This is a genomic window from Vibrio sp. 10N.222.52.C12, from assembly GCF_041474215.1.
GTDB classification, from domain to species: domain Bacteria; phylum Pseudomonadota; class Gammaproteobacteria; order Enterobacterales; family Vibrionaceae; genus Vibrio; species Vibrio crassostreae_C.
Window position 1 is genome coordinate 13369 of record NZ_JBFRTR010000009.1, and the last position, 16884, is coordinate 30252.

The following is a 16884-nucleotide window of genomic DNA, read 5'->3' on the forward strand; positions in this document are numbered from 1 at the left end:
GCGAGCGAGTAAGCTCTGTCTGAAAGGTTCTGGGTAGTTTGGATAACCTTACAGACAAAACAAAAAGCTTGCACAGAGGCAAGCTTATTAAGGATTCGGCTAACTAAGCGCCTGGTGGAATCGCTAAACTGTCTGCAATAAGCTGGATAAGATTATCTTCTACTTCAAAACGTAGTTCGAGTAGTTCACCTACTTTGGACATATCTCCTTCGAAGTTAGGCAACTCATCGTCTGCATTTACTTTAACGTACTTATCATTGAATTCTAGAAGCGGCTCGGTTGTAAGTACGATCTTCGCGTAAGTTGTATCAATCTCGTCATTGGTTTTAAAGCCTGTTGCTTGCCATTTTTTCATGACCATATCGTAGATCTTAAAATGACCCTCTGAGATATAATCGACAACATGATCACAGAATGAGCTTATTTCTTTAGGGGAAGGGAGTTCAACAACGTTTGATTGCCCGTTGCTAGCTGGCTGCAAGGCACCTAGCTTACAATACTCAACGATTAGAGACTGTCGAGTTTCGAGCCAATGATCGATGACCTCATTAGAGCCACCCCATTGTTCTTGTATTTGTTTGAATTTATTTAGCATGACCATGTCCTCATGATCTGATCACAACCTTGTGATCAAGTAATTGCCTAAGCAGGGTCCGTTTTATTGGTAGCTACTAAAAGTAATAGCTTGAAATATTCTCTGCTACAACTCTAGTATGAAATTAGATTGCCAGTAAAATGAACGAACTGCAAGCAATGAGGCATAGGGATGTTAAAAAAAAGTGATAACAAAATGACAGAGCAAGCTTATTGGTGCGTCGTTTCTGGTAGTGATATTTGGGTTAATAATGATCAGTTTCCGTTTGGCTCTGCTGAAGAGCTTGGGCTGAGTGTGGAGCATGCAATCTGTATTGGTCAGCATCAAGGTCGCAAGGTGTATTGGCTCAACGATTGTGATGTGGAGAATGAGCTGAACATGGTTAGCCTAAGAGAGTTACTGCACTGGCCTGAAGTGAGTTTCTTGACTGCAAGCAAAGCCATCCAATATGGGCATATGACTCAAAGTATGCGTTTTTGCCCTCAGTGTGGTGGTCGAAATCATCTCAACCATAACCAGGTGGCGATGCAGTGTGGAGATTGCCGCACACTTCATTATCCTCGTATCTTCCCGTGCATCATTGTCGCTGTACGAAACGACAACAAGATATTGCTTGCGCAGCACCCAAGACATAAGACAGGTATGTATACCGTGATAGCGGGCTTCCTAGAGGTCGGAGAGACCTTAGAGCAGTGTGTGGCAAGAGAAGTCAAAGAAGAAACGGGTATCGATGTCGATAATATTCGTTATTTTGGCAGCCAGCCATGGGCGTTTCCATCGAGTATGATGATGGGCTTTCTCGCAGATTATGCTGGTGGTACGCTCAAGCCTGACTACAGCGAGCTATCGGATGCTCAATGGTTTGACGTAACAAGCCTGCCTGATGTTGCTCCTGTTGGAACCATTGCGAGACAGTTGATTGAGAAAACCGTTGATGACGTGATGAAAGATGGTGTGACTGAGCAGATACTAGAGCACTAATTTGCCTGTGATAGTATTTGGCCTATGGGTGATCAAAAGCTAAAAAAAACCCTCCACAAGTGGAGGGGGTAAGTAAGATGTCGTTATGAGATGCTGAGTAGTGACTACTCAGATGTTATAATTGTAATTTTCGCTAGCGAACAAATTTTTAACATGCTCCCGTAATTGGGTGCAAATTAAGCATTGATTTAAAAGTTAATAACTTGATCTAGGTTGCAAAGCACACAGCTTTTACCCTTCAATCAGTGTTAGAATACTTGCCATCAAAACTAGACAAGATTGAATTGGAATTTAACGGAATGACCGAATTAAAAAACGATCGCTATTTACGCGCACTTTTAAAACAGCCTGTTGATTACACACCGGTATGGATGATGCGCCAAGCTGGCCGCTATCTTCCTGAATACAAAGCAACGCGCGCTGAAGCGGGCGATTTCATGTCTTTGTGCAAAAACGCGGAACTGGCATCAGAAGTAACACTTCAACCTTTACGTCGTTTCCCGCTTGATGCGGCAATCTTGTTCTCAGACATCCTAACTATCCCTGATGCAATGGGCTTAGGTTTGTACTTTGAAACAGGTGAAGGTCCTAAGTTTGAGCGTCCTATCACGTGTAAAGCTGACGTAGAGAAGATTGGCCTACCTGATCCAGAAGGCGAGCTTCAATACGTAATGAATGCCGTTCGTCAGATCCGTAAAGACCTGAAAGGCGAAGTGCCACTGATTGGTTTCTCTGGTAGCCCATGGACTCTAGCGACATACATGGTTGAAGGTGGAAGCTCTAAAGCATTCACTAAGATCAAGAAGATGATGTACGCAGAACCACAAACGCTGCACCTGCTTCTAGACAAGCTGGCTGACAGTGTTATCGAATACTTGAACGCGCAAATTAAAGCGGGTGCTCAATCGGTAATGGTATTTGATACATGGGGTGGTGTACTGACTCCTCGTGACTACAACCTATTCTCACTGCAATACATGCACAAAATCGTTGATGGCCTAATCCGTGAAAACGAAGGTCGTCGAGTACCGGTTACTCTGTTCACTAAGAACGGTGGCATGTGGCTTGAGTCTATCGCAGCAACAGGTTGTGATGCGGTTGGTCTAGACTGGACAATCAACATCGCAGATGCAAAAGCTCGCATCGGCGACAAAGTTGCTCTGCAAGGTAACATGGATCCTTCAATGCTTTACGCTCAGCCTGAACGTATTCGCGAAGAAGTGGGCAGCATCCTTGAAGGCTTCGGCGACGGTGGTACAGGTCATGTATTTAACCTAGGCCACGGTATCCACTTAGATGTACCGCCAGAGAACGCTGGTGTATTCGTTGACGCTGTTCACGAATTGTCTAAGCCTTACCACAAGTAATTCTGAGTAAGATTATTGAAAGCGCTGTTGGGAAACCAACAGCGCTTTTTTATTGCCTGAAATTGGCATTTGATGGCGGTTTAATCTTGTTGTGTGCAGTTAATTAGGTATTTGGATCATGGTAGGCCAAATGCTCAGAGATGTGTTTCCTGATATAAGGAATGACTTCACTTTCAAACCAAGGGTTCTTCTTGAGCCAGATATTATTGCGTGGCGAAGGGTGGGGTAATGGCAAAAACTCAGGCGCCCACCTTTGCCAATCACGCACGGTTTCGGTCAATGTGCTGGTGGTCTTGTTTGTTAGGTAATGGTTTTGTGCGTACTGGCCAATCAGCAGTGTCATTTGAATATTGGGTAGAGATTGCAGCACTTTGTTATGCCAAAGCTCCGCGCACTCTTTGCGTGGTGGAAGATCACCACTTTTCCCTTTCCCCGGATAACAAAACCCCATAGGCACAATCGCGACTTTTTGCTCGTCGTAAAAAGTATCGCTATCTATCCCTAACCATCCTCTTAATCGTTCGCCACTCGCGTCATTCCAAGGGATCGACGACTCATGCACCTTGATACCCGGCGCTTGACCTATGATCAGCAAGCGCGCGTTTGGATGCGCTTGAATCACCGGGTTAGCACCGTGTGATAGGTGAGGCTCACAAGCTCGGCATTGTCGAATCTCTTTAAGTAACGAAGAGGACATCAGTAACCTTTTTCAAAATCGATGACATGATTAAGTGTAAAGCCATCTCGCCACTGTTTGTAATTCTCTGCGAAGATCTCGACTACTTGTCTTGGCTCACTGAGTGCAGCGATGTGTGGAGTGATGGTGACTTGCGGTAGTTTCCAGAAAGGATGTTCCTGAGAGAGGGGTTCACTTTCAAACACATCTAAAAATGCGTGTTCTACCCATCTGTTTTTTATGGCGAGCAACAAGGCTTTATTGTCGATGCTTTCCCCTCGACCGACATTAAACAGCAACACATTAGAGCAGTAACCTAACGTGGTTTGGTTCAACAGTTGATAGGTTTCAGCGGTTGATGGCAAGGTGTTGACCACAATATCGGCCTGCTTAAGGGCAGCCTCTATCTCATTGATGTGGAAAGTCTCTTTAAAGGTTTCTTGTTTGGATGGGATGCCGGTACGGTTGACACCTATGGTATGAATACCAAAAGCCGCCGCGGTTTTTGCTAAATGACTGCCGATTGAACCTGTTCCTAAAATCACCATAGTTTTGTCAGTTAGGCTAGTATAAAGCTGTGGCTGCCAGTTTCGTTGTTGTTGATGCTGGTGGTAATGAGGGAAGTGTCTACAGTGACTGATTGTGTAACCCAATACGTATTCTGCGATAGCCGGACCAAAGATGCCTTTGACGTTGGTTAGCGTATAGTCCTGACGCAGATCTGGCTGAGTGAGTTTATTGATTCCGGCATAGGTACTCTGTACCCAGTCTAGCTCTTTAAACTCGCCGAGGCGCTCTGCGATTAGAGGTGGTGACGCCAAGACAATCTGTGCTGATTTGGGGTTTTGAGTGATTTCTAGGTCGGGTAAATCCTGGTTTAGAATCAGTTGCGTATAGGTATCGTCATGCTCAGTAAGAATATAGAGCTTATTCGTAAAATTGTTCATCGGCTTACCTTTTCCCCCCAGGGTTTATCAAGTACACTTTCGCTGTCTTTTTCTGCAATTATTGAGTGACTATGCTTCAGAATCCACTGCAGGTTCGTCTTGAAAAGTTAGAACCTTGGCAACAAATTACCTTTATGGCGTGTCTATGTGAGCGTATGTACCCTAACTATGCCATGTTTTGTGAGAATACAGAATTTGCGGAAGCTCGAATCTATCGTGATGTTTTGGATAGCATTTGGGAAATCCTGACGGTTAAAACAGCAAAGGTGAACTTTGAGCGTCAACTTGAGAAGGTTGAAGAGCTATTCCCTAGCGGTGATGATTTTGATTTTTATGGTGTTTACCCAGCAATGGACGCATGCCAAGGCCTAGCAACGCTAATTCATGGTCTGCTTGACCGTGAACATATGTTGGAAGCGGTAATTAAAGTGAGTCAACAATCGGTGAAGACGGTTGCTGAGCTTGAGTTTGCTCAAGGCGCTGAAGAAGTGACGAACGAAAACCAGAAAGAAAACGAAGCGGTGTGTGAAGAGTGGGACGTTCAGTGGGCCATTTTCCGACCTCTACGTGAAACGACTGAGCGTGACTTAGAGCTGATCAAAGACCTACGCCACGAACTGCGTGAAGACCCAGTCAGTAACATTGGTGTTGCGCTATAATTCGCAATTGCACCAAGGTACGAATAAAAACAAAGGCTCCCTAGGGAGCCTTTGTTGTATCTGACGGTATCAAATTTAGATTAAGCGTCTTTTTTGTCTTCGTTCTACACTTTGTCTTTTGATGCCTTATCTTTTGATGCGTCGTCGTCATTCGTTGATTTTGCATCTGAAGAGTCGTTGTCTGCTGGAGTTTCTTCCTCGTCCTCGTCATCGCGGTTTTCGATAACACCGTGTGTCTCTTTCCACTTCTCCCAGCGTTGGAACGCCAGTTCTTGCATGTCAGTCGTCTTATCCGCTTCGTCGACAATCTCTTCGCCCACTAGGTGCTCAAAGATGTCTTCTAGGGTGATGATGCCCTGAATAGTGCCGTATTCGTCCACAACTAAAGACAGTTGCAGGCGGTTTGCCATCATCTGGTCAAAGGCCTTAGCCAAGCCCATGTTGTTCAGCAACACGTGGATAGGGCGCATTACTTCACCCAAAGCTTTCTCACCACAACCGGCTTGCTGCAATCTAAACAGCTCTAAGCGGTGAACAAAACCGATGATGTTGTCACTCTGCTCGCTGTAAACCAGCGGACGTGAGAATGGCGTGTCTTTATGTTGTTCTAGGAACGTATTCACACTCATTTCCGCATCAACACGGAATACCACTGGGCGCGGCGTCATTACCTGAGTCACGGGTACATCTTGAATACCCAGTAGGTTGCTCAGGATTTTTGACTCGCCTTCTGCAAATTCACCGCTCTCTTTTGCCAAAATCGCCATTGCAGATAACTCATCACGCATTTTTGGTGCTTGGTGGCCACGAGCAAGACGTTTGGTGATCTGTTCTGAGAACCATACAAACGGTGTTAGGAAGAACACCATCCAACGAAGCACGCTTGCCGAAGCAGGAGCAAGTTGACGCCAGTAGGTTGCACCAATGGTTTTTGGAACAATCTCAGATAATACCAAGATACCTAGCGTTAGCACGGCAGAGAAGACACCTAACCATTGGCTACCAAAAACGACAGCCGCTTGTGCACCTGCTGTCGCAGCACCGATAGTATGGGCGATGGTGTTGAGCGTTAAAATTGACGCAAGCGGGCGGTCAATATCTGTTTTCAGTTTGTCTAAAGACTCTGCTGCAGGGTGCCCATTTTGTTTTAGTTGAGCAATGTAGCTCGGACTAATACTCAAAAGTACAGCTTCCAAAACAGAACAAATGAAAGAAACTCCAATAGCAATGGAGATGTAAATAGATAGCAGCAGCATGTTTGCCCTTAAATTAAATTGTACGCTTTAGCAGCGATTCAGCGTGGATTATAGTGAAAAAGTAGTGGCTAGGTCATCATTAATTTTGCTCTCAGCCCCTTTTAAACAAGGGCTTGCTTAATAAAATCAGTAACAAATTGTGAGTTATTACTCATATTATGGCTAAAACTACGGCATTAGAGCTAAAGATCGACGACAAACCTTTGCCAGATGGGGCATTTATGTTTTAGAGTGAATTGAATTCAAAAATACAAAGAAGGGAAACCTAAAATGAACAAGACTCAATTAATCGACTTTATTGCTGAAAAAGCGGACCTTTCTAAAGCACAAGCTAAAGCTGCTCTAGAAGCGACTCTTGGCGGTGTTACAGATGCTCTTAAAGATGGCGATCAAGTTCAGCTAATTGGTTTTGGTACTTTTAAAGTAAACCACCGTGCAGCTCGCACTGGTCGTAACCCAAAAACTGGTGATGAGATCCAAATCGCTGCTGCAAATGTTCCAGCATTTGTTGCAGGTAAAGCGCTGAAAGATTCAGTGAAATAATCTAAACTGTACCGAGGTAGTCGTATTCCACCTCGGTACAGGTTTTTATGAAAAAAGCATTTCTTCTCGTTTCACTATTATCTACATTTCTTATTGGCTGTTCTTCAACAAGCCCTCGCAAAAACCTAGAGCAATTTGAAACTCACACTGGCGGCCAAGTCATGGGCGACGCGACGAGTTTCTACTGGGTTACAAACAAGCTAACACAACCTCATACTTCAGCTGACTACGTCACTGTCGGCGATTACGGCTGGTACCAAACTGATTATGCTTGGTCAGAAGGCGTGCTTCGTGAATTCATTCGTGAAGGCGAGCAGCGTAACTCTTCTAATGAGCTGGTTCCCTATCGAGTCCATGTGCGTTTCAATAAGTCAGGCGAAGCTGTGTATCAACAGTATCGTATTGATAGCAAAATCTTACCTATCCAAGCCAAGCAGCTTGAAAACTATCAGAAAGAAGCGACGTCGGTTCTAGAGACCACAACGAAGCAGCATGATGAAGGGCTTAGGCTGATTCAGGGTTACTGGAATGGCAGCTCTTTTAAAACGTGCGCTGGTGGTGAGTTTGATCGCATTGAATTTAACCAGACCTTGCCAGGCTTCGTGATTGACCGATTGGCGTCTGTGGAAAGCTATGCGGCGTTTCTTGGCAGTGATTCACTGGGTAAGATGAGCGTGGAAGAGTTACTGATGCTGGCTGAAGACAGCCATGATTGTGTCGTTAGGCCATCATTGTTGAAAGAATAGCGAGTAATCAAAGGATTGAGAGTATTTGGCCTACTGTAGGCCAAGTGCCTATTTGTCTGTACAAATACAGATTCTTGTGTAAATGAGATAATAAAAGGCGCCTATTGAGGCGCCTTTTTCTGTTATTCACTTGCTGTCATTTGCTTACTGTTATTGGAAAGTAAGCGAGCAACAAGATTGTTTACTGCTCTTGTTCGCGCGCAATCGCACGGTAACCAATATCATTGCGGTGGAACATACCATTCCAGCTAACTTGCTTAGTCAACGCGTAAGCGCGCTCTTGAGCCTCAGAAACCGTATTGCCCAGTGCTGTTGCACAAAGTACACGACCGCCGTTTGTCACAACGTCGCCAGCTTCATTATTTGTCGTACCCGCGTGGAAAACCTTTTGGCCTTCAACTTCGCTTGTTGGTAGTGAAATAACGTCACCTTTTGCGTAGTCAGCAGGGTAACCGCCAGCCGCAAGAACAACACCGATAGAAGCGCGTGGATCCCACTTCGATTCTGCTTCGTCGAGCTTCTCGTCGATAGCCATTAGGCAAAGTTCAACAAGGTCTGACTCCATACGCATCATGATAGGTTGCGTTTCAGGGTCGCCAAAGCGGCAGTTGTATTCGATAACTTTAGGTGTGCCGTCAGCATCGATCATTAGGCCAGCGTAAAGGAAACCTGTGTAAGGTGCGCCTTCTGCGTCCATACCACGTACCGTTGGGTAGATAACTTCCTCAAGGATACGGTTGTGGATTTCTGGAGTTACAACCGGCGCAGGAGAGTAAGCACCCATGCCGCCCGTGTTCGGCCCAGTGTCTTTGTCGCCAACACGTTTGTGATCTTGGCTGGTGGCCATAGGAAGCACGCTAGAGCCGTCAACCATTACGATGAAGCTTGCTTCTTCGCCTTCGAGGAACTCTTCGATAACAACGCGGCTGCCTGCTTCGCCAAAGGCGTTGCCCGCTAGCATGTCTTTGATTGCGTCTTCTGCTTCTTCAAGGGTCATCGCAACGATAACGCCTTTACCTGCCGCAAGACCGTCAGCTTTCACTACGATAGGAGCGCCTTGCTCGCGAACGTAAGCGATAGCTGGCTCAATCTCAGTGAAGTTTGAGTAGTAACCTGTTGGGATATCATGACGAGCTAGGAAGTCTTTAGTGAATGCTTTAGAGCCTTCAAGCTGTGCTGCAGCTTGAGTAGGGCCGAAGATTGGCAAACCTACTTCGCGGAATGCATCAACCACACCGATAACCAATGGTGCTTCAGGGCCCACGATAGTCAGTTCGATTTTTTTATCTTGAGCAAACGCGACTAAACCAGCGATGTCTTCAACGCCGATGTTTACGTTCTCTAGTTTTGGCTCAAGTGCAGTACCTGCGTTACCTGGAGCGATGAATACTGTTTCAACGTTTGGGTTTTGTGCTGCTTTCCAACCTAGTGCATGCTCACGACCGCCAGCACCAATAATCAATACATTCATGTTTTAAACCTTCAATCAAAATTGATAGTAGTAGAACTAGAAAATATCTGAGCAACACTAAATGATAGTGTTGCTCATCTCGGAGCGCAGCGTTCTCGTTTCCCGTAGCGAAGCGCTCTCGTATCTTTTCTTTCTAGTGGCGGAAGTGACGCATGCCCGTAAAGATCATCGCCATGCCGTGTTCGTCTGCTGCTGCGATAACTTCGTCATCACGCATAGAGCCGCCCGGTTGGATAACACACTTGATGCCAGCCTCTGCAGCCGCGTCGATACCGTCACGGAATGGGAAGAACGCGTCAGATGCCATCACACAGCCTTCAACCTGTAGACCTTCGTCTGCAGCTTTGATGCCTGCGATTTTCGCAGAGTAAACGCGGCTCATTTGGCCAGCGCCAACACCAATTGTCATGTCGCCTTTCGAGTAAACGATAGCGTTAGATTTAACGTATTTCGCTACTTTCCAGCAGAATAGAGCATCTTTCAATTCTTCAGCTGTAGGTTGGCGCTTAGAAACCACTTTAAGGTCATCTTCAGACACCATGCCTTGGTCGCGGTCTTGAACTAGCAAACCACCGTTAACGCGTTTAACGTCAAAGCCAGTTGTCTTCGTTGTCCACTCACCACACTCAAGTAGGCGAAGGTTTTTCTTAGCCGCTACGATTGCTACTGCTTCAGCAGAAACTGATGGTGCAATGATAACTTCAACGAATTGACGCTCAGTGATAGCCGTTGCTGTTGCAGCGTCTAGCTCACGGTTGAAAGCGATGATGCCGCCAAATGCAGAAGTTGGGTCTGTTTTGAATGCACGGTCGTAAGCTTCTAGGATGTCTTCACCTAGTGCAACACCACATGGGTTAGCGTGCTTAACGATCACACATGCTGGCTGGTCGAACTCTTTCACACACTCAAGTGCTGCGTCGGTGTCAGCGATGTTGTTGTAAGAAAGGGCTTTACCTTGAATCTGGCGAGCTGTAGAAACTGATGCTTCTTCAGGGTTTGCTTCAACGTAGAATGCGGCTGCCTGGTGGCTGTTCTCACCGTAGCGCATGTCTTGCTTTTTCTCGAACTGTTGGTTGAACGTGCGAGGGAATTTAGACTCTTCGTCAGCCTTCTTTCCTTCTTCATCAAGTAGAGAGGCACCGTAAGATGGAACCATAGTGCCGAAGTAGTTTGCGATCATGCCGTCGTAAGAAGCGGTGTGCTCGAATGCTGCGATAGCGAGGTCGAAGCGAGTCTCTAGTGTTAGAGATTTATCGTTCGTGTCCATTTCAGCGACAACGCGCTCGTAGTCGTGTGCGTTAACAACGATCGTTACGTCTTTGTGGTTTTTCGCTGCAGAGCGAACCATTGTAGGGCCGCCGATGTCGATGTTCTCAACAGCATCAGCAAGGGTACAACCTTCTTTAGCAACGGTTTCTGCGAATGGGTATAGGTTTACAACAACCATATCGATAGGGTTGATACCGTGAGTTTCCATCACGTCATCATCTTGGCCACGACGGCCTAGAACACCACCATGAACTTTTGGGTGCAGAGTCTTAACACGGCCATCCATCATTTCTGGGAAACCAGTGTAGTCAGATACTTCTGTAACAGAGATGCCTTTTTCAGCAAGCAGGCGAGCAGTGCCACCGGTAGATAGGATATCTACACCACGGTTAGCAAGAGCTTGTGCAAATTCAACGATACCAGTTTTGTCTGATACGCTGATTAGAGCGCGGCGAATTGGACGAGCGTTATTCATGCTTCCATCTTCCTCAAATTCATGGGGTTAAAATAAAGATATTTGCCAAAAAAGAACTTGTTTCTATCTTCTTAGCGTGGATTATCTTAGATACCAGTAAGAGATAAAATATTGGCCAGTTTTGGTAAAGACCTTTTGGGTTAGTCTTATGATTAAGCTATAAGATAACCAACTCCAAATTTGATGGCGCAGATTCTAACTAATTTATTACAAAAAAGCTCGCGCAATCGTTTGGCATCTCAAAATTAATTATGAAAAGTGCCATTTCAGCCTGAAAAGTAACGATAAGGTTAATTGTGGAATGGACGAAACAGTAGGAAAAAACATGTTTCAGATCGGTGAATTAGCGAAGCGATGCGGTGTGACAGCCGATACCTTGCGATTTTATGAGAAGAATAACCTGATCGCGCCAGCCAGTCGCAGTGACTCGGGTTATCGCCTATATGATGAAAATAACCAGAAACAGGTGACGTTTATTCTCAAGTCTAAAGCGTTGGGGCTGAGTTTGGACGAGATTAAAGAATTGCTTGAGATTCGCCTCGAGGCCACACAGCACAGTTGCGCTGAAGTGAAGTCGATTACCTCAGCAAAGCTAGAGATGATTGATGAGAAGATTACCGAGTTAACTAAGATTCGCACCGCACTTAAAAAGATTAATGATGCGTGTTGTGGTCACGTAGACGATGATGCAAGCCATTGTTCGATTCTAGCAGCCTTGGACTCAGCAAACGTCGACAAAGGTCGCTGCTGTCGCACTGGAGAGTAATCAGCGACTATCACGGATCGACAAGCCAAAAAAAAGCCAAACTCAACAATGAGCTTGGCTTTCAATTCAATAAATTACGAAAGAACGATTAGTTCATGCCGTATTTTTTAAGTTTCTTGCGAAGAGTACCGCGGTTAATACCCATCATGGTTGCTGCGCGAGTTTGGTTACCGCGAGTGTACTGCATGATAGTGTCTAGTAGTGGCTGTTCAACTTCAGCTAATACTAATTCGTATAACTCGCTGACTTCTTGACCGTTTAATTGAGCAAGGTAATTTTTCAATGATGCTTTAACTGAGTCACGTAGTGGCTTCTGCGTGATTTGGTCTTGTGATGTAACTGTAGTTACTGTCAATGCTTCTGAAGTCAGATTTTGTTCGAACATATTCGGTCTAGCTCTTCTCGTAATTATGGTGCAACGTTATCAAAAAAACCTTCTAGCGCTTCAAGCTGCAGATCACCTGCTTCGAATGCGTTGAAGGTACGGCGAAACTCACTCGCTTGTTCATGTTCTTTTAGATACCAACCCACATGCTTACGAGCGATGCGAGGGCCTAAAAACTCTCCATAAAATTCATGTAGAGCGTGCACATGACCAAGCATGATGTCTTTCACTTCCGAAATCGGGAGTGGGTCCATCGTGGTGCCGTTTTCCAAATAGTGTAGGATTTCGTTAAAAATCCAAGGACGTCCTTGGGCAGGTCGACCTATCATTAAAGCATCAGCGCCGGTGTACTCCAGCACAAACTTCGCTTTTTCCGGACTATCGATATCACCGTTAGCGATAACCGGAATAGATACTGCTTGTTTCGCTGCTTTAATGTGTTTGTATTCTGCCTCACCTTTGTACATACAAGCGCGAGTTCTTCCATGGAGCGCAAGAGCTTGTATGCCGCAGTCTTCGGCTATTTTCGCGATTTGGACACAGTTTCTATTGTCTGTATCCCAGCCTGTGCGCGTTTTCAACGTTACTGGAACGTCGACAGCATTGACCACCGCTTTCAGAATGTCTTCAATGAGTTCTGGATGCTGCAGTAAGGCTGAGCCCGCAAGCTTCTTATTCACTTTTTTGGCTGGACAACCCATGTTGATATCGATGACTTGCGCACCGTTATCGACATTAAATTGAGCAGCCTCGGCCATAAGCTGTGGATCTGCACCAGCGATTTGTACTGAACGAATGCCCGATTCGCCTTCATGTACCATACGCTGCTGAGACTTTGACGTTTTCCAAACTTTCGGATTGGAGGACATCATTTCACTGACTGCCATCCCCGCACCGTAGCGAAGACACAACTCACGGAATGGTCTATCCGTTACGCCAGCCATAGGAGCGACGATTAGATTGTTCTTAAGTTGATAATTTCCGATTTTCAAAAATGTCATCACAGTTCTGTACCAGCAAGGGCGCGCATTTTACGCATTTTTTCGCTGCGTGAAAAGACTAATATTTGAGCATTTACAATTTGTTTTTGTAATTTGTTTAAATTTCAGTCAATTAGCGCCCAAAGTCTTGTCTAGCCTTGCTTGCGACCTGAGATTCGACACCATTCTTGTTGTTCGATGATCGGATCAATGTGAAGCTCATCACGATAATAAGTGGCAACATCTTCTGCTTGTGTATCTAAAACACCCGACATCGCAAGTACACCATTTGGCTTAACTAGGCCCTTGATGATGCCAGAAAGGTCGCGTAATGGACCCGCAAGAATGTTGGCAACAACAACGTCTGCTAGCAAACCTTCCGGTTGATCTTGTGGCAAGAACACCTCTAGTTGCTCAGCAACGCCATTGCGTTGTGCGTTGTCTTTTGATGCAAGCAGAGCTTGAGGATCAATGTCGATCCCGATAACTTTTGCTGCGCCTAGTTTGATCGCAGCGATCGCTAGGATGCCTGAGCCACAACCGAAGTCGATCACGGTTTTGCCTGCAAGGTCTAAGCCTTCAAGCCACTCAAGACACAATGCCGTTGTCGGGTGAGTACCTGTACCAAATGCAAGGCCAGGGTCTAGCATTACGTTAACAGCGTCAGGTTCAGGGATATCGCGCCAGCTAGGGCAGATCCATAAACGCTCACCAAACTTCATTGGGTGGAAGTTGTCCATCCATTCACGCTCCCAATCCTTGTCTTCAATTTGCTCTACTTTATGAGCAAAGTCTGCAGGGAACATGTTGCTTGCTTTAATCTGCGCTAGAACGACACCAGTATCAGTCTCAGCGTCGTAAAGCGCGAGAATGTCAGTATCACCCCAAAGGCGAGTTTCGCCTGGCAGAGGCTCAAATACAGGGGTATCTTGTGCATCCAGGAAAGTTACAGAAAGAGCACCAGTCTCTTCCATTAACATGTCGCCGATTTGTTCGGCATTTTCATTGGTAGCATTAAGCTTGATTTGAATCCAAGGCATGGCTGCATCTTCTATATGAGAAAAATTGGATGGCGAGTCTAGCAGAAAATATGAGCAAATTCACCAAAACCCCACGGAATATAATGGGGATTAAAGATTGATTTTTTCGGCGGTTCAAAAACAAAAATGCTCACCGAAGTGAGCATTTTGACTGTTCTTAAACGAACGGATTATGACAAACCAAGTTTCTTCTCAAGGTAGTGGATGTTTGCACCACCGTGTTGGAAGTTTTCGTCGTTCATAATAGACAGTTGAAGCTCAGTATTAACGTTAATACCTTCAACAATCATTTCACCCAATGCGTTCTTCATACGAGCGATAGCAACATCACGGTTCTCACCGTAAGTGATCAGCTTACCAATCATTGAATCGTAGTGTGGTGGCACTGTGTAACCCGTGTAGATGTGAGATTCCCAACGTACGCCCATGCCGCCTGGTGCGTGGAAACGTTCAATCTTACCTGGTGAAGGTAGGAAACGAACTGGATCTTCAGCATTGATACGACATTCGATTGAGTGGCCACGCAGCTTAATGTCATCCTGAGTGAATGATAGAGGCTGACCAGCTGCAATACGTAGCTGTTCTTTCACTAGGTCGATACCCGTTACCATTTCAGTAATCGTGTGTTCAACCTGGATACGAGTGTTCATTTCGATGAAGTAGAATTCACCGTTCTCGTATAGGAATTCAAATGTACCTGCACCGCGGTAACCGATCTCAATACATGCACGAGTACAACGTTCGCCAATGTACTTACGCATCTCTTCAGTGATACCTGGAGCTGGCGCTTCTTCCACAACTTTCTGGTGACGACGCTGCATTGAACAGTCACGCTCACCTAGGTGGATAGCATTACCTTGGCCATCTGCAAGCACTTGTACTTCAATGTGACGTGGGTTTTCTAGGAATTTCTCCATGTAAACCATGTCGTTGTTGAAACATGCTTTTGCTTCAGCACGAGTCATCGCGATAGCTTCTGTTAATTCTGCTTCAGAACGAACAACACGCATACCACGACCGCCGCCGCCGCCAGATGCCTTGATGATAACTGGGAAGCCAATGCGTTTAGCGTGCGCTTTGTTTTTTGCTTCGTCGTCGTCAAGAGGGCCGTCAGAACCTGGTACACAAGGTACGCCAGCTTTCTTCATTGACGTGATAGCTGACACTTTGTCACCCATCATGCGAATGGTTTCAGCTTTAGGGCCAACGAAGATAAAGCCACTGCGCTCTACCTGTTCTGCAAAGTCTGCATTTTCAGATAGGAAGCCGTAGCCAGGGTGAACAGCTACTGCACCTGTCACTTCAGCTGCGCTGATGATACGAGGGATGTTTAGGTAGCTATCGATACCACGAGCTGGACCGATACAAATGGTTTCGTCTGCAAGCAGTACGTGCTTAAGGTCACGGTCAGCAGTTGAGTGAACCGCTACCGTTTTAATGCCAAGCTCTTTACATGCACGCAGAATACGTAGTGCAATCTCACCACGGTTCGCGATTACTAATTTATCTAACATAATGAGTGCTCTCTATTATTCGATAATTACTAGAGCTTGGTCGAATTCTACTGGTTGACCGTCTTCAACTAGGATAGCTGTTACAACACCAGATTTATCAGCTTCGATTTGGTTCATCATTTTCATTGCTTCAACGATACATAGCGTTTCGCCAGCAGTTACAGATTGACCAACTTTAACGAATGGTTTTGCGTCTGGGCTTGGAGCGCCGTAGAAAGTACCAACCATTGGAGAAAGAACTTGGTGACCAGCTGGAACTGCAGGAGCTGCTGCTTCTGCTGCTACAGGTGCCGCCGCAGGAGCTGCTGCCGCTACAGGTGCTGGAGCAGCTGCATATTGAACAGGTGCTACAGGTGCAGTGCTGTTACGACTGATTCGTACTGACTCTTCACCTTCAGAGATTTCTAGCTCAGAAATACCAGACTCTTCAACCAATTCGATTAGCTTTTTGATTTTGCGAATATCCATTGTTTCTTTCTCTTTATCTGTTAATTGAACTTACTCTATGACTGAGTAGGTTAGTAATAGTTCGTTGTTTATGTTTACTTTGAGTTGAGCTTGCTGAGCGCAGCGGTCAAAGCAAATTGATAACCTTGGGCACCTAAGCCACAAATCACACCTTCTGCTTTATCAGATAGGTAAGAGTGGTGACGGAATGGTTCACGCGCGTGAACATTCGATAGATGAACCTCAATAAATGGTATGGCAACGCCAAGTAGTGCATCACGCAGTGCCACACTGGTATGTGTAAAGGCTGCTGGGTTGATAATAATAAAATCAACATTTTGATAAGCACTATGGATAGCTTCAATCAGTTCGTACTCACGATTTGACTGTAAGTGAGATAGCTCAACATCGTGTGCTTTCGCTTGCTCGGTCAGTGAGCTAATAATCTGGTCAAGTGTTTGAGAACCGTAGTGTGCGGGCTCTCTAAGGCCTAACAGGTTAAGGTTTGGGCCATTTAAAACTAGAATGCGAAACTTTGTAGACATCGTGGGGCTATCTTCCTTTATCGTGTTTACGAACGTGAATGTTGCCATTTTATTGAAAATTTGCGGTTAATTTCCAGTGAGAAAAACCCAAATTTAAAAATTAGAACCAGATTATAGCTAATTCAGCGCAAATCGCAGCAATTTACTGGTCTAATCTCCTATTGATACAGCTTGGAATTGTTACCAACTTAACAAAAAAGCGTCTTAGCCTTAATTTGGGGC

Annotated in this window: 18 protein-coding genes; 6 read left to right on the top strand and 12 right to left on the bottom strand. The window is 45.5% G+C overall.

Annotated elements, in window-relative coordinates:
- Positions 1-103: 103 nt before the first annotated feature.
- Positions 104-601: an Rsd/AlgQ family anti-sigma factor gene (locus tag AB4623_RS01820; RefSeq protein ID WP_032546263.1), complete on the bottom strand. Its 498-nt coding sequence runs from the start codon at positions 599-601 to the stop codon at positions 104-106.
- 165 nt (positions 602-766) lie between these two features.
- Between AB4623_RS01820 and nudC the strand changes: the two genes are divergently transcribed.
- Entirely contained in the window at positions 767-1576 is an 810-nt protein-coding gene (nudC, locus tag AB4623_RS01825) for an NAD(+) diphosphatase (protein ID WP_372111397.1), read from the top strand.
- 299 nt (positions 1577-1875) lie between these two features.
- Entirely contained in the window at positions 1876-2943 is a 1068-nt protein-coding gene (hemE, locus tag AB4623_RS01830; RefSeq protein WP_017060530.1) for a uroporphyrinogen decarboxylase, read from the top strand.
- Between the two features lie 103 nt (positions 2944-3046).
- Here the strand turns inward: hemE and AB4623_RS01835 are convergent, their stop codons facing one another.
- Positions 3047-3640 (bottom strand): uracil-DNA glycosylase family protein, encoded by a 594-nt coding sequence (locus AB4623_RS01835; RefSeq protein ID WP_017065640.1) that lies wholly within the window; start codon positions 3638-3640, stop codon positions 3047-3049.
- Complete coding sequence (locus AB4623_RS01840) at positions 3640-4566, bottom strand: D-2-hydroxyacid dehydrogenase (protein ID WP_017062698.1); 927 nt, start codon at positions 4564-4566, stop codon at positions 3640-3642. The genes AB4623_RS01835 and AB4623_RS01840 overlap by 1 nt, the downstream gene beginning before the upstream one ends.
- Positions 4567-4637: 71 nt before the next feature.
- On the opposite strand from AB4623_RS01840, the gene AB4623_RS01845 reads away from it, so the two are divergent.
- Complete coding sequence (locus AB4623_RS01845; protein ID WP_017062699.1) at positions 4638-5225, top strand: YjaG family protein; 588 nt, start codon at positions 4638-4640, stop codon at positions 5223-5225.
- A 104-nt stretch (positions 5226-5329) separates the two neighbouring features.
- On the opposite strand, the gene AB4623_RS01850 is transcribed toward AB4623_RS01845, so the two are convergent.
- Complete coding sequence (locus AB4623_RS01850) at positions 5330-6481, bottom strand: CNNM domain-containing protein (protein WP_102429032.1); 1152 nt, start codon at positions 6479-6481, stop codon at positions 5330-5332.
- Between the two features lie 270 nt (positions 6482-6751).
- On the opposite strand from AB4623_RS01850, the gene hupA reads away from it, so the two are divergent.
- Together hupA and AB4623_RS01860 are read left to right on the top strand one after the other, a co-directional pair.
- The gene (hupA, locus tag AB4623_RS01855) at positions 6752-7024 is read left to right on the top strand and encodes a nucleoid-associated protein HU-alpha (RefSeq protein ID WP_004729753.1); all 273 of its coding nucleotides are present in this window, start codon (positions 6752-6754) and stop codon (positions 7022-7024) included.
- Positions 7025-7071: 47 nt separating this feature from the next.
- Positions 7072-7770: a DUF1481 domain-containing protein gene (locus AB4623_RS01860; RefSeq protein WP_017063655.1), complete on the top strand. Its 699-nt coding sequence runs from the start codon at positions 7072-7074 to the stop codon at positions 7768-7770.
- 181 nt (positions 7771-7951) lie between these two features.
- On the opposite strand, the gene purD is transcribed toward AB4623_RS01860, so the two are convergent.
- On the bottom strand, positions 7952-9241 hold the full coding sequence (gene purD, locus AB4623_RS01865; RefSeq protein ID WP_017062702.1) for a phosphoribosylamine--glycine ligase: 1290 nt from the start codon (positions 9239-9241) through the stop codon (positions 7952-7954).
- 133 nt (positions 9242-9374) lie between these two features.
- Complete coding sequence (gene purH / locus AB4623_RS01870) at positions 9375-10985, bottom strand: bifunctional phosphoribosylaminoimidazolecarboxamide formyltransferase/IMP cyclohydrolase (protein WP_229647409.1); 1611 nt, start codon at positions 10983-10985, stop codon at positions 9375-9377.
- A 325-nt stretch (positions 10986-11310) separates the two neighbouring features.
- On the opposite strand from purH, the gene zntR reads away from it, so the two are divergent.
- Positions 11311-11751 carry a Zn(2+)-responsive transcriptional regulator gene (zntR, locus tag AB4623_RS01875; RefSeq protein ID WP_017062704.1) on the top strand — a complete coding sequence of 147 codons (441 nt, stop codon included), beginning with the start codon at positions 11311-11313 and terminating at the stop codon, positions 11749-11751.
- An 88-nt stretch (positions 11752-11839) separates the two neighbouring features.
- Here zntR and fis read toward each other — a convergent pair whose 3' ends face one another.
- The 6 genes from fis to aroQ form a co-directional block, all read right to left on the bottom strand.
- Positions 11840-12136 carry a DNA-binding transcriptional regulator Fis gene (fis, locus tag AB4623_RS01880; protein WP_004729744.1) on the bottom strand — a complete coding sequence of 99 codons (297 nt, stop codon included), beginning with the start codon at positions 12134-12136 and terminating at the stop codon, positions 11840-11842.
- Between the two features lie 23 nt (positions 12137-12159).
- Positions 12160-13128, bottom strand: coding sequence for a tRNA dihydrouridine synthase DusB (gene dusB, locus AB4623_RS01885; protein WP_372090671.1), 969 nt, complete (start codon positions 13126-13128; stop codon positions 12160-12162).
- Positions 13129-13268: 140 nt separating this feature from the next.
- Positions 13269-14156 (bottom strand): 50S ribosomal protein L11 methyltransferase, encoded by an 888-nt coding sequence (gene prmA, locus AB4623_RS01890; protein WP_017055901.1) that lies wholly within the window; start codon positions 14154-14156, stop codon positions 13269-13271.
- Positions 14157-14326: 170 nt separating this feature from the next.
- Positions 14327-15670, bottom strand: a complete 1344-nt coding sequence (gene accC, locus AB4623_RS01895) for an acetyl-CoA carboxylase biotin carboxylase subunit (RefSeq protein ID WP_017062706.1) — start codon at positions 15668-15670, stop codon at positions 14327-14329.
- A 15-nt stretch (positions 15671-15685) separates the two neighbouring features.
- On the bottom strand, positions 15686-16138 hold the full coding sequence (accB, locus tag AB4623_RS01900; protein WP_017062707.1) for an acetyl-CoA carboxylase biotin carboxyl carrier protein: 453 nt from the start codon (positions 16136-16138) through the stop codon (positions 15686-15688).
- Positions 16139-16212: 74 nt separating this feature from the next.
- Complete coding sequence (gene aroQ / locus AB4623_RS01905; protein WP_010435475.1) at positions 16213-16662, bottom strand: type II 3-dehydroquinate dehydratase; 450 nt, start codon at positions 16660-16662, stop codon at positions 16213-16215.
- Positions 16663-16884 lie beyond the last annotated feature (222 nt).